Annotated in this window: 22 protein-coding genes; 7 read left to right on the forward strand and 15 right to left on the reverse strand. The window is 41.1% G+C overall.

The window, feature by feature from the left end:
• Positions 1–27: 27 nt before the first annotated feature.
• Positions 28–765, forward strand: a complete 738-nt coding sequence (locus C5749_RS17735; protein WP_105727573.1) for a lysophospholipid acyltransferase family protein — start codon at positions 28–30, stop codon at positions 763–765.
• Positions 766–770: 5 nt separating this feature from the next.
• Here C5749_RS17735 and C5749_RS17740 read toward each other — a convergent pair whose 3' ends face one another.
• Positions 771–1,910, reverse strand: coding sequence for a glycosyltransferase family 2 protein (locus C5749_RS17740; protein ID WP_245893834.1), 1,140 nt, complete (start codon positions 1,908–1,910; stop codon positions 771–773).
• Positions 1,888–2,862, reverse strand: coding sequence for a lysylphosphatidylglycerol synthase domain-containing protein (locus C5749_RS17745; RefSeq protein WP_105727574.1), 975 nt, complete (start codon positions 2,860–2,862; stop codon positions 1,888–1,890). The genes C5749_RS17740 and C5749_RS17745 overlap by 23 nt, the downstream gene beginning before the upstream one ends.
• Before the next feature lie 50 nt (positions 2,863–2,912).
• Here C5749_RS17745 and ruvC point away from each other — a divergent pair, with 50 nt between their 5' ends.
• Positions 2,913–3,476, forward strand: coding sequence for a crossover junction endodeoxyribonuclease RuvC (ruvC, locus tag C5749_RS17750; RefSeq protein WP_105727575.1), 564 nt, complete (start codon positions 2,913–2,915; stop codon positions 3,474–3,476).
• A 1-nt stretch (position 3,477) separates the two neighbouring features.
• Here ruvC and C5749_RS17755 read toward each other — a convergent pair whose 3' ends face one another.
• The gene (locus C5749_RS17755; protein WP_105727576.1) at positions 3,478–4,518 is read right to left on the reverse strand and encodes a hypothetical protein; all 1,041 of its coding nucleotides are present in this window, start codon (positions 4,516–4,518) and stop codon (positions 3,478–3,480) included.
• A gap of 427 nt (positions 4,519–4,945) precedes the next feature.
• Here C5749_RS17755 and C5749_RS17760 point away from each other — a divergent pair, with 427 nt between their 5' ends.
• The gene (locus tag C5749_RS17760) at positions 4,946–5,416 is read left to right on the forward strand and encodes an Lrp/AsnC ligand binding domain-containing protein (RefSeq protein ID WP_105727745.1); all 471 of its coding nucleotides are present in this window, start codon (positions 4,946–4,948) and stop codon (positions 5,414–5,416) included.
• A 40-nt stretch (positions 5,417–5,456) separates the two neighbouring features.
• Here the strand turns inward: C5749_RS17760 and C5749_RS17765 are convergent, their stop codons facing one another.
• From C5749_RS17765 to C5749_RS17785, 5 genes are read right to left on the reverse strand one after another with little or no spacing between them, the layout of a single operon-like run.
• The gene (locus tag C5749_RS17765) at positions 5,457–6,524 is read right to left on the reverse strand and encodes a M20 family metallo-hydrolase (RefSeq protein WP_105727577.1); all 1,068 of its coding nucleotides are present in this window, start codon (positions 6,522–6,524) and stop codon (positions 5,457–5,459) included.
• On the reverse strand, positions 6,517–7,317 hold the full coding sequence (gene proC / locus C5749_RS17770; protein ID WP_105727578.1) for a pyrroline-5-carboxylate reductase: 801 nt from the start codon (positions 7,315–7,317) through the stop codon (positions 6,517–6,519). The genes C5749_RS17765 and proC overlap by 8 nt, the downstream gene beginning before the upstream one ends.
• Before the next feature lie 24 nt (positions 7,318–7,341).
• Positions 7,342–8,136: an acetylglutamate kinase gene (gene argB, locus C5749_RS17775; RefSeq protein WP_105727579.1), complete on the reverse strand. Its 795-nt coding sequence runs from the start codon at positions 8,134–8,136 to the stop codon at positions 7,342–7,344.
• A gap of 16 nt (positions 8,137–8,152) precedes the next feature.
• Complete coding sequence (locus C5749_RS17780; RefSeq protein WP_105727580.1) at positions 8,153–9,118, reverse strand: Rossmann-fold NAD(P)-binding domain-containing protein; 966 nt, start codon at positions 9,116–9,118, stop codon at positions 8,153–8,155.
• Positions 9,119–9,178: 60 nt separating this feature from the next.
• Complete coding sequence (locus C5749_RS17785) at positions 9,179–10,315, reverse strand: aspartate aminotransferase family protein (protein WP_105727581.1); 1,137 nt, start codon at positions 10,313–10,315, stop codon at positions 9,179–9,181.
• A gap of 216 nt (positions 10,316–10,531) precedes the next feature.
• Here C5749_RS17785 and C5749_RS17790 point away from each other — a divergent pair, with 216 nt between their 5' ends.
• The 4 genes from C5749_RS17790 to C5749_RS17805 all read left to right on the forward strand — a co-directional run bounded on the left by C5749_RS17790 (position 10,532) and on the right by C5749_RS17805 (position 17,318).
• On the forward strand, positions 10,532–12,115 hold the full coding sequence (locus tag C5749_RS17790) for a tetratricopeptide repeat protein (protein WP_181151518.1): 1,584 nt from the start codon (positions 10,532–10,534) through the stop codon (positions 12,113–12,115).
• 247 nt (positions 12,116–12,362) lie between these two features.
• Positions 12,363–15,158: a TonB-dependent receptor gene (locus C5749_RS17795; protein WP_105727746.1), complete on the forward strand. Its 2,796-nt coding sequence runs from the start codon at positions 12,363–12,365 to the stop codon at positions 15,156–15,158.
• Positions 15,159–15,232: 74 nt separating this feature from the next.
• Positions 15,233–16,231: a metallophosphoesterase gene (locus C5749_RS17800; protein WP_105727583.1), complete on the forward strand. Its 999-nt coding sequence runs from the start codon at positions 15,233–15,235 to the stop codon at positions 16,229–16,231.
• 22 nt (positions 16,232–16,253) lie between these two features.
• A complete protein-coding gene (locus C5749_RS17805; RefSeq protein WP_105727584.1) occupies positions 16,254–17,318 on the forward strand; it encodes a phytase in 1,065 nt (354 codons plus the stop codon).
• Between the two features lie 186 nt (positions 17,319–17,504).
• Here the strand turns inward: C5749_RS17805 and rplQ are convergent, their stop codons facing one another.
• From rplQ to infA, 7 genes are all read right to left on the reverse strand, one after another.
• Positions 17,505–18,062, reverse strand: coding sequence for a 50S ribosomal protein L17 (gene rplQ / locus C5749_RS17810; RefSeq protein ID WP_105727585.1), 558 nt, complete (start codon positions 18,060–18,062; stop codon positions 17,505–17,507).
• Positions 18,063–18,181: 119 nt separating this feature from the next.
• A complete protein-coding gene (locus C5749_RS17815; protein WP_105727586.1) occupies positions 18,182–19,174 on the reverse strand; it encodes a DNA-directed RNA polymerase subunit alpha in 993 nt (330 codons plus the stop codon).
• A 90-nt stretch (positions 19,175–19,264) separates the two neighbouring features.
• Positions 19,265–19,873, reverse strand: coding sequence for a 30S ribosomal protein S4 (gene rpsD, locus C5749_RS17820; RefSeq protein WP_105727587.1), 609 nt, complete (start codon positions 19,871–19,873; stop codon positions 19,265–19,267).
• Positions 19,874–19,941: 68 nt separating this feature from the next.
• Complete coding sequence (gene rpsK, locus C5749_RS17825) at positions 19,942–20,331, reverse strand: 30S ribosomal protein S11 (protein WP_105717628.1); 390 nt, start codon at positions 20,329–20,331, stop codon at positions 19,942–19,944.
• A 10-nt stretch (positions 20,332–20,341) separates the two neighbouring features.
• A complete protein-coding gene (rpsM, locus tag C5749_RS17830) occupies positions 20,342–20,719 on the reverse strand; it encodes a 30S ribosomal protein S13 (protein WP_105717627.1) in 378 nt (125 codons plus the stop codon).
• Between the two features lie 28 nt (positions 20,720–20,747).
• Positions 20,748–20,864 carry a type B 50S ribosomal protein L36 gene (ykgO, locus tag C5749_RS17835; protein WP_013665024.1) on the reverse strand — a complete coding sequence of 39 codons (117 nt, stop codon included), beginning with the start codon at positions 20,862–20,864 and terminating at the stop codon, positions 20,748–20,750.
• 47 nt (positions 20,865–20,911) lie between these two features.
• Positions 20,912–21,130: a translation initiation factor IF-1 gene (infA, locus tag C5749_RS17840; protein ID WP_021071231.1), complete on the reverse strand. Its 219-nt coding sequence runs from the start codon at positions 21,128–21,130 to the stop codon at positions 20,912–20,914.
• Positions 21,131–21,175: the final 45 nt, after the last annotated feature.

A 21,175-nucleotide genomic window follows, 5' to 3' on the forward strand; every position in this document is an offset into this window, starting at 1 on the left:
ATCGTAAATTCGCAAAATTTTAGTCAAATGAGAAAGACACTTGGTTATATACTTACACCCCTATTTTATATCTGCTTTGCTTTGTCGTTGCTAATTTTCCATCCTATTCAATGGCTTTGCCTAAAACTTGGCGGATATGCTGCACACAAAAAAAGCGTAGACCTCTTGAACGGCCTTCTGGTAGCTTGTAATTACACCTTATTTAACCGGACTCGGTTTATAGACAACAAAAGTATTCCGACGGGTAGACAGATTATTTTTGTCGCGAATCACCAGAGCATGTTTGATATCCCACCGATGATTTATTTCTTACGGCGGTTCCATGGAAAATTCATTTCTAAAATGGAATTAGCCAAAGCGGGAATTCCGAGCATCTCTTATAATTTGCTGCATGGTGGGGCAGCAAACATAGACCGTAAAGACCCTAAACAATCCATTGCCGAAATCTTAAAGTTAGCCAACAATATGAAAACCAAAAAGTGGTCGGCTTTTATTTTTCCGGAGGGAACACGTACAAAAACAGGTAAAATGAAAGCTTTTTCGGTAGGCGGAATCGCTACGTTACTGAAAAAAAATCCAGAAGCGCTTGTTGTTCCCGTTGCTATTAAAGGCTCCTATTTAATGGTAAAATATGGGATGTTTCCGTTACGCCCATTCACCTCCATGCGTTGGGAAGTATTAAGTCCGTTGGATACGACCGGGCTCAATGCGGAAGAGATTGTAAAGAAAGCCGAAGAGATTATCAAAGAAAGAGTAGAAGCTTAATTAAGTTAATTGACTTTTCTGCCCTTCCAATCGTATTTTCCAACATTGCCTGCTACCCCTATATATACAAGGTAAACAGCATGAATAAATGACAACGGGAACAAATTGGCCAACAAAGCATGTCTGTTTACCAGACCACAAAGCGGATAAATAAAGGCCAATTCCGCAAGCACCTTCATTCCAAACGCCACGAGAAACAACACATTAAAATTCGGCAAATCAATAATAAATTGTACGAAGCTTGCAATTAACGACAAATTAAACAACCATATACTGACACCTAACCAGACAACCCGCTTGTCCCTATATTTCGTGCTTTTTGATGCCCAACGCCGCCGTTGGCTAATAAAGGACGAAAGGGTTGCTTTCGCATCGGTATATACAATAGCGTCTTTTCTTTTACAGAACCCTATCTTTTCCGCGTATTTTTCCGCTACTTTATGTAAAAACAGCTCGTCGTCACCGGAAGCAAGGTTATCGATACCGTTAAAACCACCCATTTCGTAGAATAGATCCCGTCGGTAAGCAAGATTTGCCCCATTGCAGGTCGTTGGGTTCTTATTCCCAATACCGGCGGCTCCCAAACCGATAAGATACAGAAACTCTAACGTTTGAAGACGTTCAAAATAGCTTTTCTCTTCGGAGTAAGCCACAGGCGATGAAACCATATAAGCCCCCGATTCCTCAAAATAGCCTACGACCGTACGTAGCCACCCTGTATCCATTCGGCAATCTGCATCTGTAGTAACAATTATTTCACCGGAAGCTTGTGCTATGGCTCGGCTAATAGCCAGTTTTTTGTAAGAATTTAATTTATCTCCTTCATTCAATTGCAGCAAGGTAACACCTCTTGAAGCATAGGACGCAACGATTGCAGCCGTATTGTCAGTAGAATGATCATCCACAACAATAATTTGCAAAAGTTCTTTTGGATAGTCTTGATGGACAATACAATTTAGCGTACGCGCTATATTGTCTTCTTCATTACGGGCGGCAATTAATACCGAAACAGATGTATGAACTGATGTCTGCTTCGGTTTAAAATAAGGAACCTGCATCCATCCACGCAACATATAAAATACTAACACGACATACACCACCGTCATAATAACGAGAAATATATCAAGACTTGTTGTCACCCACATAATTTACATTTAAAACAAATACAGACCCCATAATAGCGGGCAGGATAAGGTTGACAAACCAGATACAAGAAACAATCGCCATAACAGCTATTTCCTGCGTCGTAATATAACTATACAAATTACTTGCAACAAAACTACGCACACTAAAATCGAAAATATCGAGCGACGGAACGGCAGATTGAACAAAAAACAAGATGAAAATCATCAACACCATCGACACAAATGGCAACTCAGGTAAAAAGACTAACATCAACACGACATATTGCGAAGTAAATATAGCAAAGCGCGCTAACGAAAGCAGCAAGACACGCAAAAGTTCCCGCGTAGTGAAATCTTCCAGTATGGAGAAAAATGGCTTTATCTTCCGTAAAAATATAAATTTACCAACCAGATAATCTACCCAATGCACGTTGAAATAGAGCACAACAAATGCCACTGCATAAATTATAGCTAACAACCAAACGCCAAATTTGACACTATCCGGTGTCGGTAAATAAGTGGCTACAAACCAAGCGATACTCAAAGAGCCAAATACACTAGTGAGAACCAACTGTGCAAAGAGGCCCACACCCATTGCTATTGCACCTCTTGCTCTGTTACGTGGTTTTAGAAGAAGTATACGACCTCCATACTCACCAATCCTATTCGGTGTAAATATAGCCCACGTAAGACCACAAAAGACGGATTTTATAGCTTTCCACCAGCTAATTACCTCAACCCGTCGACTGAGATATTTCCATTTAACAACTTCTATGGCCCAATTCAGCAACATCATCAGCACGACTACAACCAGCGTTGCGCGTACCGTCCATGGACCGATATTTTGTAGTAGTGCGTTGAATTCGCGGAGGTTCTGTTGATTATTAACCTTCGAAACAATGAACCAGGTCGCCAATCCAACGATGGTCAATTTAATTCCTAGATTTAGATATTTCTTTTGCTGTTTCGTCAATGTTCTAATGTGATGACCGCAAAGTTAATGTAAAATCGTAATATTGCAACATGCAAAGGGAGAAGGCTAAAGAACGTATCATTTTGGGAATTGACCCGGGAACTGTCGTTATGGGCTATGGACTAGTTAAACAAACCGGGCAAAAGATAACACTTTTGAGCCTAGGTGTTGTCAAAATGGGGCATTTAGACGACCAAGGACTAAAACTCCAGCGCATCTTTAAGAAAACCATGTCTCTGATAAAAGAATACCAGCCCGATTGTGTGGCACTGGAAGCACCCTTTTATGGAAAAAACATCCAAGTCATGCTAAAACTTGGAAGAGCGCAGGGTGTGGCTATGGCGGCTGCACTGAGCGTAGACATCCCCATCTTTGAATATTCACCACGTAAAATAAAACAATCTGTCACCGGAAATGGCAGCGCCAGCAAAGAACAGGTGGCCGCTATGCTAAAAACGGTTCTGCAATTCAAAGAAACACCCGAATTCCTAGATGCGACAGATGGGTTAGCTGTAGCCGTATGCCACGCGTTCCAACAAAATAGCGGAGTGGAAAAAAAAGCCTACTCGGGATGGGAGGCTTTCGCCAAAGAAAATCAACGCAGACTACGCTAATCTAGAGTTTCACCTGCCGAATAACATTCTTCACATTGAGCTCTACAATATCCGTCATGGATTTACAATCCAAATAAGCTTCATTATTATAAAAAGCTTTATATCCTTCTCGTAACTTTGCTATATTTTCTGGCGCAGACAACTCCTGTAATTTCGAAGCATCCCGCAAGTCTTTAATGCGATGACGTTCGCTACGTACACGGTGCACGATGGAGGAACGTTCTTCTTGTTGATACTGTAACACGGTCTTTTCGTTTAAATGCTCCATAGCCAATTTAACATAAGGAAGATTTTCCTTGAAATACTGGGGCATGTACACTCTTGGATTTCCTTCATAAAATTGCTGATCGAAATCAATGCCCCGTATACGAAACTGAAAATCGTCGAAATCCGGTGTAATCTGCATCACAAAGTTGTACGCTCGCATGTCTCCAAGCAAGGAGATAATACAACGCTCATTAAACTTAACAAATTCTTTTGCAATACGGGTTTGATTATATTCTGTATTATGTATACCAGATTTACTAAACACATCGCCCGGTATCCCAACGATATGTTCTTCGACTAACGTATCACGGTCTACAAGGTAGTTTACTTGGTTAGGTGAAAGGATCTCTTCTAACTCCAGCCCATATATCCGGGAGGCATCTGCCTGCTTGATATAAAAATAGTCGTATACATCATTTAAGCGGTTTATAATACGTACCCGAAAGGGCTTTGTATTTCCAAATGCACAATATTCTATCCTGTCTATGATTTTATGTTCTACAATACGTGTATTGCCGGAAGCTTTGAGCTGTGCATATACTACCTTTAATGCGTCATATAACTGATCTTGTACATGAGGAGGGTACAGCGGTGTTTCCCATAGGGTATCGTTCCCATATTTATCCATTACCGGCGCAGTTTCCCCAAAATTCAGTAGTTCGCTATATGCCAATGGTAACCTCGTATCCCGCTGATACATGCGAAGGTACTTGTTCAAGCCTATACCTACCGGATAAATAGGTTTTTTGCGTGATATTTTAACGTCATCTTCCATTATGGAGTATTTTTTGAAAAATACGAAATTTTGACTAAAAGAAAAGAAGAAACAATTATAGTCTAACGCAATTCAAGAACAGAAATAACACATTTACAATAAACAGCCGTTATTTTACGAAGAAATAAAATTATAATACAAAAATACTTAGTATTTTTGCAAAAATAAAAAAAATCAAATAGCTACGGTTTAAGAAACGGTGCGTATACAAATGAAGAAACTCCCCGGGGAGAGGAGTTTCTTACGCTAACCAATTATAAACCTATGTTATTTTGAGGGAAGTAACATGCTATTTTAAAACAAAAGTTGTTTTTATCTCCTTTTGTTGTTACAAATATATAAATACATCAAAATATCTGAAAATTTTATTTTATTTTTATATATATTTCAAAATAAAGGCAATTTTTTAACAAAAAACACCATTTTTATGGATAAAAAGTATTCAAATTACGATTTAGACAACCTAGATATTCAAATATTGTCTATTTTAATGGAAAACGCTTCAATTCCGTACACGGAAATAGCAAAAAAACTAATAGTTTCAGGAGGAACCATCCATGTAAGGATGAAAAAAATGGAAGAATTAGGAATAATCAAAGGTTCTCAGCTTATTATAAACCCTCAGAAGGTAGGTTTTGACATTACGGCTTTCTTAGGTATTTATTTAGAGAAGGGATCCCAATACACAGATGCTGTAAAACAACTACAAGACATAAAAGAGGTGGTCGAGCTGCATTATTGTACCGGGCAGTATAGCATGTTCGCCAAGATTGTATGTAGAGATACCGCTCATTTACGTAAAGTACTGAACGAGGATATCCAATCGCTCACTGGAATTCAACGTACAGAGACCATAATCTCATTAGAAGAGAGTATAAAACGGCAAATCACCTTATAAAAAACAGAAACGGGGCGAAATTTCGCCCCGTTTCTGTTTTTTATAATATATTTTTTAATAAATCAACGTAAAAGGCAACGCCTTGCTCAATTTCTACTAAAAATATATACTCGTCTGCAGCATGCGACCGTGCCGAATCTCCCGGGCCGACTTTGACAGATGGAATGGGCAACAAAGCTTGATCACTCATCGTCGGGCTACCAAATGTCTTTGCTCCCAGACGCATGCCTGATTGGACAATAGGATGCTCCAATTCAATCGTAGAAGGATTAAGCCTGGTGGAGCGGGGATTCACACTTACCGAAGCGTACTGTTTAATGATGTCTAGCACCTGTTGATTGCTATAAACATCGGTTGTACGTACATCGACGACGAACGTACAAGATGCCGGAACGACATTGTGCTGTGTACCACCATTCACTACGGTAACAGTCATCTTTACCGGTCCTAAATATGATGAAACCTTCGGAAACTGAAATGTACGAAACCAATCTATGGCCTCCATGGCTTTATATATTGCGTTCTCGCCCTCCTCTCGTGCGGCATGTCCAGCAATACCAACGGCTTCACAATCCAAGACCATTAGTCCTTTCTCTGCGACAGCCATCTGTAGTTGGGTGGGTTCTCCAACAATCGCAAAATCCATCGGCTTGATATGCGTTATCGCTTCTTCAATACCATTTCTTCCCGAAATCTCTTCCTCTGCAGATGCCAACAAGCAGAGATTATACTGTAAATCTTCCCGCTCATAATAATATAGGAATGCTGCAATCAACGATACCAAACATCCTCCGGCGTCGTTGCTTCCCAAACCAAACAGCTTACCTTCCGTCACTACGGGATCAAACGGATCTTTTGTATAACCGCTATTGGGTCTTACTGTATCATGATGAGAATTCAAGAGAATATACGGTTTCGTTTCATCCGTATATTTATTATAAGCCCATACGTTATTGTCTGTACGTTCATAAGCTACCCCTCTTGCATGAAAAAAACGACACAACAAATCTGCTGTGTCGTCTTCTTCTTTGCTAAAAGATGGCAACGCGATCAATTGCTTCAATAGCGAAGTTGCTTCTTCTATCAAATAGGAGATATCGCTACTCATTATATAGTCCCCCTGCCTTTTCTGCGGACAGTTTGATTCCCTTGATAAAGGCTGAACTAAATCCGTTGTGTTCCATCTCATTCAGTCCCGCGATCGTACATCCTTTAGGCGAAGTTACCTTATCAATCTCTCCTTCTGGATGATTTTGCGTCTGTAATAACAAATCTGCTGCGCCCTTAGCTGTTTGTACAGCCATTTTTAAGGCATCATGTGCATGGAAGCCTATTTCCACCCCTCCTTGCGATGCCGCCCTGATAGCGCGTAAGAAAAAAGCAATACCGCATGCGCAAAGCGCTGTTGCGGACGTCATGAGATCTTCTTGAATCACAACTACAGCCCCCACTGCTTCGAATAGCAGCTCTACCTTCTTTATTTCTACATCCGCGACGCTATCGGTCGCTATACAAGTCATAGATTGCCCAATGGCAATAGCTGTATTTGGCATCGCACGCACCACTAATTTATCCTCACCAATCACTTGTTTAATATCAGCACAACTTACACCCGACACCACCGAAACAATAATCTGACTAACATGTACGGTGTCCTTCACTTCTTCCAATACTTTACGAAGTTGTTGAGGCAAGATTGCCAACACCACTATTTCAGCACGTAAAACTGCCTGCGCATTGTTATCGCTTACCTGAAACCCAAACGCAGCTTCTTCTTGTAGATTGGCAATGCTTCTTCGCGTAAGCGTTATATCAGCCTGCACATACTGTCCCGATTTTACAAGCCCTTTAGCAAGGGAAAGGCCGATATTTCCACTACCGATTATCGTTATTTTGCTCATTTTAAATAAATCATGATAGTTAGCCTATTTCGACAACAAACACGTTCCAAATTCTCCCTGTTGATATTTATACAAGTTTAAGGCATTACCAATATATACATTTTTCACTCCTTTTCCAAGCGCCTCAAATGCATTTTCCAACTTCGGGATCATGCCTTCGTAAATTACGTTTGTTGCTTTAAGTTGTTCGAATTCATCTGCTTTGATTGATTGGATGACGGAATCCGAATCGTTGACATCACGCAACACGCCATCTTTTTCAAAACAGTAAATTAACTTCGTTTCATATATCTTCGCTAACGAAACAGCTAATGCGGAGGCAATGGTATCCGCATTAGTATTTAGTAATTGTCCTAAACCATTATGGGTAATGGCCGAAAACACTGGTGTAAACCCCGCTTCTAAAAATTTCTTTATACTATGAGGGTTAACAGAGTCCACTAAAATGTCTCCGACATATCCGTAATCAATCTCTCTAACAGGTCGCTTTATCGCTTTGATCGTATTACCATCTGCTCCGCACAATCCTAGCGCATCGCATCCCAATTTTTGCAAAGAAGAAACAACGTGTTTATTGGTTAATCCTGCATACACCATCGTTACTACATCCAACATGGGCTTATTCGTAATACGGCGGCCATCAACCAATTTTGCCTCAATACCTAAATCTGCTGCAATTCGCGTGGCTATCTTCCCGCCTCCGTGAACTAGTATTTTTTTACCGCGTAAAGCCGAAAACTGCTCCAGGAAACGCTGCAACTGAGCATCATCATCAATGACATTTCCCCCAATTTTAATAATATGCAACCCACTATTCATAGATAACGTGATACTTTTACTTTTTTAAACTTTCCAACATACGTTTTAACACCACCTGGGCCGCCCAAACACGATTACCAGCTTCTTTAACGACTAAAGAATTAGGTCCATCAAGAATTTCCGACGACAGTTCTAAATCTCGTCGCACAGGCAGACAGTGCATTACTTTTGCATCATTCGTCAAGGCCAATTTATTGTTGGTCATCAGCCAATCTCCCTCCACCGGATGAACCTGTCCATAGTCGTGATAAGAAGACCAGTTTTTAACATAGATAAAATCAGCCGCTGTCAAAGCATCATCCAAATCGCCAACTATACGTGCTCCTGCTGTAAACTCGTCGTTCAATTCATATCCGGTAGGATGAGCAATAGTAAAATCCACCAGACCTTGCTCCTGTGCCTTGCACATCCATTCCGAAAAGGAATTCGGAACGGCTTGAGGCAACGCTTTGACATGAGGTGCCCAAGCTAATACCACTTTGGGCCTGGCCATCTTTTTATATTCCATAATGGTAATTAAATCCGTTAAACTTTGTAAGGGATGACGCGTAGCACTTTCTAAAGAAACAACCGGAACCCCACAAAATTTCACAAATTTATTAAATAATTCCTCTGTATAATCCGCTACTTTATCTTTCAAACTGGGGAAAGAGCGTAGACCTAAAATATCACAATACTCACCCATCACAGCGGCAGCCTCCCGGATATGCTCCACTGTTGTTCCGTTCATGATAACACCATCCTTGGTTTCTAATGCCCAACCTTCTTTATCCATATTGATGACCATAACGTCCATACCAAGACTCATTGCCGCCTTTTGCGTACTCAAACGCGTACGCAAACTCGGGTTCAAAAATACTAAACCCAATGTTTTGTTCTTTCCTAATTCCCGCCAACTGTAAGGATTGGCTTTTAGCGACAAGGCTTCTTGCACGACCAAATCTAAATTGTCAATATCAGCAACTGAAAAAAATTTCTCCATCTTTCCATGTAAAAAATAAGGTCATTCCGCTCCATGGTCGAAATGACGGTTAATATTCGATTAAACTGCCTTCAATCGCTCGTCAAGAGCAGTCAAAAATGCATCTGCCATATCGCTCGTTATATTCAAAGCAGGTAAAACTCGAATAATATTAGGTTTCGCCTCTCCGGTAAAAATTCTGTTCTTTATCAACAGATCTCTTTTAACGCTTACTAATTCTTCTGGTAACACAACACCTATCATCAACCCCCTCCCCCTTACCTCTTTTACTCTGTCAAACTTATTCAATTCCTTAATGAGATAGTTTCCGACATTTTGGGCATTTGTCAGTAAATCTTCCTCTTTCATCACATCTAATACGGCAATTGCCGCTGCACAAGCAAGATGGTTTCCCCCAAAAGTGGTTCCCAACATACCGAAAGATGCTTGGAATTTAGGTGATATACTGATTGCGCCAATCGGGAATCCATTCCCCATTCCTTTCGCCATCGAATAAATATCTGCATCTACACCTGCATAATCCTGCGAATAAAAATCACCTGTACGACCGTAGCCGCATTGTACAGCATCCGCAATAAATACCGTTCCATACTGATCACAAAGTGAACGGATCAACCGAAGAAAAGCAATCGACGCCTCCCGTATTCCCCCGACACCTTGTATACCCTCGATAATGACAGCAGCTATTTCGTCTCCGAAATCTTGGAAAGCACGAGTTAAGGCCTCTTCGTCATTAAAAGGCAGAAATACGACATTTTCGGTTTGATTTACGGGAGCTACAATAGCAGGGTTATCCGTCGTAGCTACGGCCAATGAAGTACGTCCATGAAAAGACTTAGTGAAAGCAATAATCTTTTTTCGGCCGTTATGGAAAGATGCCAATTTCAAAGCATTTTCATTCGCCTCGGCGCCTGAATTGCAAAGAAACAACGTGTAATCATCTTTGCCCGACATCTCACCCAGCTTTTGTGCTAGCTGCTTCTGCAACGGGATCTCTACCGAATTTGAATAGAATCCGATTTTATTCAATTGTGCCGTGAGTGCTTCAACATAATGTGGATGGCTATGTCCAATCGAAATCACAGCGTGCCCACCATACAGGTCGAGATATTCGGTACCTACTGCGTCCCATACAATAGACCCTTTTGCTCTTACTATGTTAATAGGGTTTATGGGGTAAACATTAAATAAATCCATGTAAATTAAATAATTGCTAACAAATATAACGAAGAGCAACTAAAAAACAGCACAGTTTATAGAGTTAACAATACTAAATATTAAATTAACATCGATATAACACTAAAATAATATTAACATCTTACATTTAAACTTATAGCTCGAACTGAGACAGGGCAATAATTTGATATGATAATTTTATTCAAGTATTTATTTCTTCCGGTATTCTTGTTATGCATGAGCAGTGTATTATTTGCCCAAAAACACACTTTCTACGCTCCGCTCACGCAGGAATCGATGCGCGAAAATCCTGATATCGCATTTAAGCAGATAAGACGAACCTTACACAATGCTTTAGCGAATGGGAATGATTACGAAGTGGCCGTCTGCTATGGACAGATGGGCGAGTTATACTATTTTCAGGCAGCTTATCTGCAAGCACTGGATAATTTCTACCGGGCAGAGTCCCTGTTCAGAAAACAAAGCCAAATACCAGAATTAGCAGCGATATGGATTAAAATCGGCGAAACCAACTTTCATAACAAACAATATCCGTCGTCCTTAAAGGCCTTTGAACAAGGACTTGCACTATATACATCAGCAGACACACGAGAAGGTATCGCGGATGCCCTGGCGCACATCGGACAGGTTCATGAGAAAAACGGGAATCTAGAAGAAGCTAACCGTTACCAGCATTTGGCACTCGCACAGCTTGGTGAGCAAAGCAACTCAGCACTCGCTGCCAAAATTTATGAAAACATCGGCAGCGTTTACGAGGATAAACTTCAACTTGACTCGGCACGTCTATATTTCAGCAAAGCACTGGAAATCAGTAAAAGAACGGATGACAAAACTCTCCATATCGAAATCACCAATAATATGGGGGACATTTACCGAAAAACAGGAGCATACAACACCGCGCTCGATTACACGCGCCAAGCGGCTTCCTTGGCAAAACAGATGAATGAACACTACCAGCTGTCCAGCGCCTATCGCGATCTCGCCAAAATATTTTCTCTGGTGGAGCAACACGATAGTGCCTACCATTATAGTGAAGCTGGGAGAAATATCCACGCCGACATGTTCTCGGAAGATAATGCCAAACAACTAACCGTACTCCAGACTTTATTTGAGCTTGAACAGAAAGAAGACGCTATTACCCAATATGAACGGGAACGCGGAGTACACTTTACGATGTTGCTGTTTGGCGCAGCAATCGTATTGCTGTTACTTTTCTTAGGCCTTAGTATTATCAGTCGGCAACGATTAAAAATCCTAAATGAACGCAAGCTGCACGAGCAAAGCCAAAAACTCTACGAAACACAGAAAATAGCCATGGAGACGGATCTCCATAACAAGCAATTGAAAGCTGAAAACCTTCGGAATGAACTAGAGCTCAAAAGCAAAGAATTAACCAGCCATACGCTCCATCTCATTCAAAAAAATCAACTGCTCGAAGAACTTAAGGACAAATTGGACGCAATCGTTAAAAGCGACAAAAGAGACCAACGTAAAGAACTAAAACAGGTAATGAATCTACTCCAGCTCAATCATAACCAAGACAAAAACTGGGAGGACTTCCGTGTTGTATTTGAGCGTGTTCATGAACACTTCTTCGACGGATTAAAAGCACACTGTAGTAAATTGAGTTCCGCTGACCTCCGATTGGCAGCATTATTAAAAATGAATTTGAGTTCCGCCGATATATCGACCCTACTAGGTATATCTCAAGACAGTCTTCGCATCGCCCGATATCGACTAAGAAAAAAACTCGCTCTTCCGGAGGGAAAAAGCTTAGGCGTATTTATCCAACAACTTTAACCACTTCCTTATCAAGATAATTTAATATACACTTAATAAAAATTTAATGGCGACCTAAAAACTCCACAAAAAACTAATAAACAACCAAATACGGAATTAAAAAACAAAATGTTGCTGTGTCGTATACGGTCGTAATGCCGATGTTAATGTTTTGTTTACGGCCGAGAATTGGTATTGCCAGCTCGGTCTCCAATCTTTGCCTACGTATTTAATTAATGCTATGTACATCACACCAAACAATTCTTTTATGAAACTTATTTACACTATTCTGTGTTTATTTTGCTGTTCAGCATCTTATGGACAGACGACCATCCTGAAAGGCAAAGTCATGGATGCTATGGATCGCTTTTCACTACCCGGGGCAACATTAAGACTTGAGCCCGGCAATCGTTATACTGTCTCGAATGTTAATGGAGATTTCGAGTTTTTAAGTGTTCCCGCAGGCACTTATACCCTCAGCGTGAACTATTTGGGTTATCAAGCGTATACCAAGCAGATTTCGGTGAATGGTAAACAAGAGCAATTGGAAGTCTTGTTATCGTCTTCTAGCCAGACTATCGGCGAAGTCAGCGTTATGGGAGACATCGTTAAAGGACAAGCCAGAGCCTTAAACCAGCAGAAAAATAACAGCAATATCACCAACATCATCTCGAGTGATCAAGTCGGACGTTTTCCTGATCAGAATATCGGCGATGCGTTGAAACGAGTTCCCGGTATTACCATGCAAAATGATCAAGGTGAAGCGCGTAACATCATCATACGTGGTCTATCGCCAGAGTTGAACTCCGTAACGCTGAACGGCGATCGTATTCCATCAGCCGAGGGCGATAACCGGAATGTCCAAATGGATTTGATACCAGCCGATATGATCTCGACCATCGAAGTCAACAAAACCTTGACACCGGATATGGATGCCGATGCTATCGGTGGCTCAGTAAACCTGATTACCCGAGCCGTACCGAATAAACAACGTATTTCGGCTACATTGGGGGGAGGCTACATGCCAATCCGCGAAAAAGGCATTTACAATGGTTCGCTGGTGTACGGTAATCGATTCGCGGATAACAAACTGGGCATTGTATTAAGTGGTACAATCCAAACTCAAAATTTCGGTTCTGATAACATCGAGGCTGTATGGGACCAACACGACAACCGCGTATTTATGGATCAAATGGATATTCGAAAATACGATGTACAGCGCATCCGCCGTAGTTTTTCCCTCGCAACTGATTATGAAATCAATTCCCGAAACCGATTGGAACTGAACGCTATCTACAACTGGCGCGATGACCGGGAGAACCGTTATCGCACACGGTATAGATCGATGGAATGGGATAAAGATAAGCAGACCTATATCGGCGATATCCGTAGAGAAACCAAAGGTGGTATCGATAAAAATAACAACAACACGAGGTTAGAAGATCAACGCGTGCTAAACTTCTCTTTAAAAGGCGAACACTTACTGACTTCTAAACTGGATTTTGATTGGGCTGCTTCGTATTCTAAGGCGTCTGAAGACCGACCACATGAACGCTACATTGACTATCAAATGCGTAAGGTAGAACTCGGACAAGATTTGACAGACCCAAATAAACCGCTCGTAATCGATAACAATCAAGATTACTCAGCGTTTGGGATGCGAAAACTTACCGAAAATCATGATTATACATCAGAAGATGAGTTTGGTGCCAAGTTTAATTTTCGGTTGCCCCTAAGTATCATCGACGGACAAAAAGGGCGTTTACGCTTTGGAGGTCGTTTACGACTTAAAAATAAGAAAAGAGACAATATCTTCTACGAATACACCCCCGTTGCTGCCGTATTTGGCGCCATGAGTACGTTGCCCATGGAAAATTGGTCGGGCAATAACTATCAACCGGGGAGTCAGTATATTCCCGGCGGATTTATCAACAAGCGATTCCTTGGAGTCTGGGATCTAACAAATCGTGATCTGTTTGAAGAAAAAGCTGATCCATCCGAATATCTAGCCGTAAATTATAAAGCCAAAGAAATTATCACGGCTGGTTACGTACGCTGGGATCAAAACTTTACAGAGCGCACGTCTATGATTGTGGGAGCACGTATAGAGCATACCAGCATCGATTACTCGGGTAATTTCGTCGAAGATGAAGAAGATTTAATAAGCGCTGTAAACAACAAAAACAGTTACATCAACATTCTCCCAAGCTTAACATTGAGACATGATGTTACAAACGACTTCATACTTCGCGCGGCAGTAACAACTAGCTTAGCTAGGCCCAATTATTACGCATTAGCTCCATTTATTAACTCGCTCCCCGGTGACACGGAAATCGACGCTGGAAATCCCAACTTAAAGGCAACTTACGCTACGAATTTCGACTTGATGGCAGAAAATTATTTTCAAAACGTTGGTCTCGTATCCGCAGGAGCCTTTTATAAACGACTAAATAACTTCATCTATCGCTACGCCGATAGAAGTTATACAAGCAGCAAATTCGCCAACGATTTCCCGGATATCTCAAACCCAATTCCTACAGGTGAAGAATGGAGATTTACCCAATCCCGTAATGGGAATAACGTCGATGTGTATGGCTTCGAAGTGGCGTTCCAGCGCCAGTTAGACTTCCTACCCGGCAAATTCCTGAAAGGCTTCGGTATCTATACCAACTATACATACACATATTCCAAAGCACATGGTATCCAGAGTAGTGAAGACGGAGATGAAAGAACAGGTCTGAGACTACCTAGAACGGCTCCACATATGTTCAACGGCTCCCTTTCTTGGGAAAACAATAGATTTTCAGCTCGTGTATCGGCAAATTACACAGCCGCATACCTGGATGAAATCACGGAATCGTCGTTTTACGATGCATACTATGATCGTCAGTTCTTTATAGATGCTAACGCATCCTATAAAATTACAGGGCAGTTCCGGATATTCGGTGAAGCAAATAACTTAACGAATCAGCCCCTACGTTACTATCAAGGAACCAAAGAACGCATGATGCAGTTGGAATATTATCGTCCACGTTTTAACTTAGGATTGAAATTTGATTTATAGTAACTCGATTATTATACCATGCCAAAACCAGCAGAGAAACGTCTTTGTTAGTTTTGGCATAAATAAAGCATGATATGAAAAAATTACTCTTAGCCACTATAATCTCCCTCAACCTGTCCTTCGCGTGCGGACAGGTGAATCCATTTGAATTCGAGAAGCAAACAGGATATAAAGGCAACAACATTCCGGATTTAACCTATCTGGAAGACAGTTACAGCTTTCTGGTGCTGGGAGATTTCGGTCGTGTAGGAAACTATTATCAACAAGATGTGGCACGGGAATTAGGTCATGCAACAATTGTGCTTGATGCGGAATTTATCGTTTCCGTAGGTGACAATTTTTATCCAAATGGTGTAGCAAGTACCACAGACTACCAGTGGGTTTCATCGTTTGAGTCCATTTACAATGATGCTAGCCTTTATCGCGATTGGTATGTAGCCCTAGGCAACCACGACTACCGGGGAAATGTGCAAGCCCAAATCGATTACTCCAATGTAAGCAGGCGATGGAATATGCCGGCACGGTATTATAGCAAAACATTTCACGTCAACAATGATGAAAAGATGCTGCTCATCGTGATGGACACCAATCCCTATATTGAGAGTTATCATCAAGCCTCCGAAAAATATATAGGCGTAGCAGAGCAGGACACAGCAAAACAAACTCAATGGCTGATCGAACAACTGAAAACAAGCGATCCGCAGATAAAATGGAAGATTGTCGTAGGCCATCATCCGTTATATTCGGGAGGAAAACGGAAAGACAGTGAAGACACCAAATTATTTGAGAAAAAATTTGCCGACTTATTTGACAAACACCAAGTCGATGCTTATATCTGTGGGCATGAGCATGACCTACAGATTATCAAACCTAAAGAGCGCTTTACCACCCAATTCCTTTCGGGCGCAGCCAGCGAGGTACGCGAAACGGGTAACCGCGAAGGAACAATATTCGCTACCGCTGAACCTGGTTTTATGGCGTTTTCCGTCTTCGGCAGCAAAATGCTGGTACAGACTGTCCGTGCCGGTGAAACAGGAGCAACTGTGCTACACAAATTTGAATTAGCAAAATAAATATTACCATAAACACATAACGATGAATAAATATTTTTTTTGGTCAGCATTAATCCTTTTGGTATCCTGTCAAGACAGATTAGCACCTGTGGCAGAAAATGCTATTAAACCAACCGTCATTACAGAACCTACTCCGAACGACACGGATGACCCTGCGATCTGGATTCATCCCCAAGACGCTTCCAAAAGCTTAATTATTGGTACCGACAAGGAGGTCGGCGGCGGACTCTACATATACAATTTAGCAGGAAAAATCGTCAAAAAGTATGTAGAGATGCAACGCCCAAACAATGTGGACGTAGCCTACGGACTGATGATCAACGGCGTAAAGACGGACGTCGCCGTGACCACCGAACGTAAAGCGAATACCATACGCATATTCGCTCTCCCCGACTTGACTCCGATTGACAATGGTGGTATACCCATCTTTGAAGGTGAAGAGGAGCGGGATGGTATGGGGATTGCCTTATACACCAAGCAAATCGACTCGGTGACTACCGAGATACACGCTATTGTCGGGCGGAAATCCGGTCCTTCGGGGAGTTATTTGTGGCAATATAAATTAAGTGGAGCTACGGATGGCAGCGTGAAGGCGGAAGTGATCCGTAAATTTGGCACCTATAGCGGAAAGAAAGAGATCGAAGCCATTGCCGTCGATAATGAATTAGGTTACGTATACTATTCCGATGAAACAGCCGGTGTACGTAAGTATTACGCCGATCCTGCAAGGGGGGATGAGGAATTAGCTTTCTTTGCCCGAGAGGATGCAAGGCGTGATCATGAGGGAATTGCAATCTATAAAAAAGACGACGCCACGGGTTATATCCTCGTCTCCAATCAACAAAACAATACGTTCTTGGTATATAAACGCGAGGGCGAAAGCAACGGTCCACATGTGCATACACTCATAGCAGATGTTCCGGTATCTAGTATAGAATGTGACGGTGCGGACGCAACTTCTGTATCACTAGGCGACAGATTTCCAAAGGGTGTGTTTGTTGCGATGAGCAACGGAAATGTTTTTCAGTTATACGATTGGCGCATTTTGCAGGATTGGATTGACCGTCATCCTGTTCAAGATGAATAGCGAAGCGCTATAACAAAACACAGGCGGCTCTTTATGTAGAGCCGCCTATGTTTTTGTCGAGGAGCAGATTGAATTATATACCGTTCACAGTTTGTATAACCCAATATTAACATTAATATATCAACACTAACTAAAACAAAAAAGCCGCCTCCAAAAGGGGGCGGCCATAATATTAAAAAGACTTTATTAACCCTTTTTCTCTTCTGTATCCGAAGACTCTTCAGTCGCGGGAGCTTCCTCTGCTACCGTTTCAGCACTAGGAGATTCTTCTTTAACTTCTTCCGTCGCCTCAACTGTTTCAGCTACCTCAACTTCCGCAGCTTTTTTCTTGCCACCACGTCGGCGTGTCGCTTTCTTCTCTGTCTTCGCTATTTGACCGTAGATTTCATTATAGTCTACCAACTCGATGAATGCCATTTCCGCGTTATCACCAAGACGATTCTCTAACTTGATAATACGTGTATAACCTCCCGGACGAGAAGCTACTTTCTCCGAAATCTCGCGAAATAAAATCGTAACTGCTTCCTTGTCTTTTAAGTAAGCAAATACTGTACGACGAGAATGCGTTGTGTCATTTTTTGATTTTGTGATCAATGGCTCTACATACGCACGCAATGCTCTAGCTTTAGCCAAAGTCGTCGTAATACGCTTATGTTTAATCAATGAAGTCGCCATGTTAGCTAACATCGCCTTACGGTGACTGTCAGTGCGCCCTAATTTGTGTACTTTTTTTCCGTGTCTCATTTTTTTTGTTTTTTGTGCGTACCGTTCTTATCTTCATACTTATAACTCGCCTATCACTTCACAAGCGTGTTTAGTATGACAAAGAGGAATTACGCAACAGGTCGCTTATTTGTAATATATTATTCCTCGTCCAATTTGTATTTGGATAAATTCATACCGAATGATAAACCTTTCGATTTAACTAGCTCCTGAATTTCACTCAATGATTTTTTACCAAAGTTACGGAACTTCAACATATCCGCTACGTCGTATGTCACCAATTCCGCCAGTGTACGAATATCAGCTGCTTTCAAACAGTTTAACGCCCGAACAGAAAGGTCCAAATCCACTAACTCCGTTTTCAAGATTTTACGCATGTGTAAAATTTCCTCGTCAACAACTTTGGTTTCCTCTTTCGTTTGGGACTCCAACAACATGTTTTCGTCAGAAAATAACATGAAATGCTGAATTAAGATCTTGGCGGCTTCTTTCAAAGCCTCTTCGGGATGAATAGAACCGTCAGTAGAAATATCCAACAACAATTTTTCATAGTCAGTTTTCTGTTCTACACGATAGTTCTCTATAGTATATTTTACGTTCTTAATTGGCGTGTAAATAGAATCCACAGCGATAAAACCTACCGGACCGTCTGTAACTTTATTTTCTTCAGCATTTACATATCCGCGTCCCTTAGCGACCGAAATTTCAACCTCTATGGTGACCGAATTATCCATGTTACAGATAACCAAGTCGGGATTTAAAACCGTAAAATTATTGGAGAACTTAGTAATGTCGCCCGCCTTAAACTGATCTTGACCGTTGATAACAACAAAAATTTTCTCGCTATCACCCTGCTCACCAGTCTTCTTGAAACGGACCTGTTTCAAGTTCAAAATGATCTCTGTAACATCTTCAACAACCCCTTTGATAGTAGAAAACTCGTGCGAAACGCCTGAAAACCTTACCGACGTAATTGCATATCCTTCTAGGGAGGACAATAAAATACGGCGCAAAGCATTACCAATAGTTACACCAAAACCAGGCTCTAATGGACGAAATTCGAAAGTACCATCAAAATCAGTTGATTTTTGCATGATAACTTTATCCGGTCTTTGAAATGCTAAAATTGCCATTTATTTTCTTTTAAAAGTTTTTATTAATAAACATAAAATACAACAGAAGAAGTATGATTAGCAAAAACCATACTTCTTTCCATTATTTTACTATTTAGAGTATAACTCTACGATTAAGTTTTCTTTAATGTTTTCCGGAATATCAACTCTTTCAGGGAAAGAAACGAACGTCCCTGTTAATTCATTAGGGTTCCACTCTAACCAATTGAATTTGTTAATTTTTCTTCCTTCTACAGAAGCTACAACAGCTTCCAAAGATTTGGAACGCTCGCGAACAGCGACGACATCGCCTGGACGTAAGCTATATGATGGGATGTTAACGACTTCACCGTTAACAGTAACATGCTTGTGTGAAACCAACTGACGAGCTGCTGCGCGCGTTGGAGCAATACCCAAACGGTAAACAACGTTATCCAAGCGAGCTTCCAATAACCTCAAGAAGTTCTCACCTGTAATACCTTGTTTCGCTGATGCCTTTGCAAACAGCGTACGGAACTGACGTTCCAAAACACCGTAAGTGTACTTTGCTTTTTGTTTTTCTAACAACTGAATAGCGTATTCAGATTGTTTACCTCTTCTTCTCGATGGACCATGCTGTCCTGGAGGATAATTCTTTTTTTCTAACGCTTTATCAGGGCCAAAGATGGGTTCTCTGAATTTACGTGCAATTTTGGACTTAGGTCCTGTATATCTTGCCATTTTTTCTCTCTGTTTGAAGTATCAATCAGCCTATAGCTGACGAATCTTATCTTAAACAATAAAAATTATTAAACTCTTCTGCGTTTTGGAGGACGACAACCATTGTGTGGAAGCGGAGTGATATCCTTAATTGTAGTCACATCGATTCCAACAGTCTGTAGGGTACGGATAGCCGACTCACGTCCAGCTCCAGGACCTTTTACAAAAACTTCTACCTTGCGTAAACCCAAGTCAAACGCCACTTTACCACAGTCTTGAGCAGCTTGTCCTGCCGCGTACGGCGTATTCTTCTTTGAACCTCTGAAGCCCATTTTACCTGCTGATGACCATGAAATAGTCTGACCTTGATTATTTGTCAAAGTAATGATGATGTTGTTAAAGGTAGCGTTGATGTGAGCTTGACCAATAGGCTCGATAACGACGATACGCTTTTTGGTAACCTTTTTACTTTTAGCCATTTCTTAATTATTATTTAGTAGCTTTTTTCTTGTTTGCAACTGTTTTACGTTTACCTTTACGGGTACGAGAGTTGTTCTTTGTACGTTGACCACGAAGAGGTAAATGTTTACGGTGACGTAAACCGCGGTAACAGCCGATATCCATCAAACGTTTGATGTTCAACTGAACTTCAGAACGCAAAGCACCTTCGACTTTAATTTCGTCGTTGATGATATTACGGATGGCTGTCAGTTGATCATCATTCCATTCAGATACTTTAACATCCTCACTAATACCTGCTTTTTTCAAGATATGAGCCGCAGTAGAACGACCGATACCGAAAATGTAGGTAAGGCCTATTACGCCTCTTTTGTTTTTAGGTAAATCTATACCTGCTATCCTTGCCATATAATACTTTAAGCGATTATGTTAATAACTACCCTTGACGTTGCTTGAACTTAGGGTTCTTTTTGTTGATTACAAAAACCTTTCCTTTGCGACGGATAATCTTACAATCCGCGCTACGTTTTTTTATTGATGCTCTAACTTTCATTGTTGTAGTATTTTAAAAGCTCATTATACCGAAAAGAAAAACAATCGCTACTTATAGCGATAGGTAATCCTTCCCTTTGTCAAATCGTAAGGAGACATTTCCAACTTCACCTTATCTCCAGGTAGAATTTTGATATAATGCATGCGCATTTTACCGGAAATATGAGCAATAATTTCGTGCCCATTTTCCAATTCTACACGGAACATCGCGTTAGAAAGCGCTTCCTTAATTATACCATCTTGTTCTATTGAGGCTTGCTTAGCCATATATTCTAACTTAATTTACTTCTTTTTAGCCCGCACAAACAGGAG

It is taken from the genome of Sphingobacterium gobiense (assembly GCF_002980575.1).
Taxonomy (GTDB): domain Bacteria; phylum Bacteroidota; class Bacteroidia; order Sphingobacteriales; family Sphingobacteriaceae; genus Sphingobacterium; species Sphingobacterium gobiense.

Bases quoted from the DNA above. Each gene is read 5' to 3' on its own strand.
- C5749_RS17735 (WP_105727573.1), top strand. From the start codon at position 28: ATGAGAAAGACACTTGGTTATATACTTACACCCCTATTTTATATCTGC.
- C5749_RS17740 (WP_245893834.1), bottom strand. From the start codon at position 1,910: ATGTGGGTGACAACAAGTCTTGATATATTTCTCGTTATTATGACGGTG.
- ruvC (WP_105727575.1), top strand. From the start codon at position 2,913: ATGCAAAGGGAGAAGGCTAAAGAACGTATCATTTTGGGAATTGACCCG.
- C5749_RS17755 (WP_105727576.1), bottom strand. From the start codon at position 4,518: ATGGAAGATGACGTTAAAATATCACGCAAAAAACCTATTTATCCGGTA.
- C5749_RS17760 (WP_105727745.1), top strand. From the start codon at position 4,946: ATGGATAAAAAGTATTCAAATTACGATTTAGACAACCTAGATATTCAA.
- C5749_RS17765 (WP_105727577.1), bottom strand. From the start codon at position 6,524: ATGAGTAGCGATATCTCCTATTTGATAGAAGAAGCAACTTCGCTATTG.
- proC (WP_105727578.1), bottom strand. From the start codon at position 7,317: ATGAGCAAAATAACGATAATCGGTAGTGGAAATATCGGCCTTTCCCTT.
- argB (WP_105727579.1), bottom strand. From the start codon at position 8,136: ATGAATAGTGGGTTGCATATTATTAAAATTGGGGGAAATGTCATTGAT.
- C5749_RS17780 (WP_105727580.1), bottom strand. From the start codon at position 9,118: ATGGAGAAATTTTTTTCAGTTGCTGATATTGACAATTTAGATTTGGTC.
- C5749_RS17785 (WP_105727581.1), bottom strand. From the start codon at position 10,315: ATGGATTTATTTAATGTTTACCCCATAAACCCTATTAACATAGTAAGA.
- C5749_RS17790 (WP_181151518.1), top strand. From the start codon at position 10,532: ATGAGCAGTGTATTATTTGCCCAAAAACACACTTTCTACGCTCCGCTC.
- C5749_RS17795 (WP_105727746.1), top strand. From the start codon at position 12,363: ATGAAACTTATTTACACTATTCTGTGTTTATTTTGCTGTTCAGCATCT.
- C5749_RS17800 (WP_105727583.1), top strand. From the start codon at position 15,233: ATGAAAAAATTACTCTTAGCCACTATAATCTCCCTCAACCTGTCCTTC.
- C5749_RS17805 (WP_105727584.1), top strand. From the start codon at position 16,254: ATGAATAAATATTTTTTTTGGTCAGCATTAATCCTTTTGGTATCCTGT.
- rplQ (WP_105727585.1), bottom strand. From the start codon at position 18,062: ATGAGACACGGAAAAAAAGTACACAAATTAGGGCGCACTGACAGTCAC.
- C5749_RS17815 (WP_105727586.1), bottom strand. From the start codon at position 19,174: ATGGCAATTTTAGCATTTCAAAGACCGGATAAAGTTATCATGCAAAAA.
- rpsD (WP_105727587.1), bottom strand. From the start codon at position 19,873: ATGGCAAGATATACAGGACCTAAGTCCAAAATTGCACGTAAATTCAGA.
- rpsK (WP_105717628.1), bottom strand. From the start codon at position 20,331: ATGGCTAAAAGTAAAAAGGTTACCAAAAAGCGTATCGTCGTTATCGAG.
- rpsM (WP_105717627.1), bottom strand. From the start codon at position 20,719: ATGGCAAGGATAGCAGGTATAGATTTACCTAAAAACAAAAGAGGCGTA.
- ykgO (WP_013665024.1), bottom strand. From the start codon at position 20,864: ATGAAAGTTAGAGCATCAATAAAAAAACGTAGCGCGGATTGTAAGATT.
- infA (WP_021071231.1), bottom strand. From the start codon at position 21,130: ATGGCTAAGCAAGCCTCAATAGAACAAGATGGTATAATTAAGGAAGCG.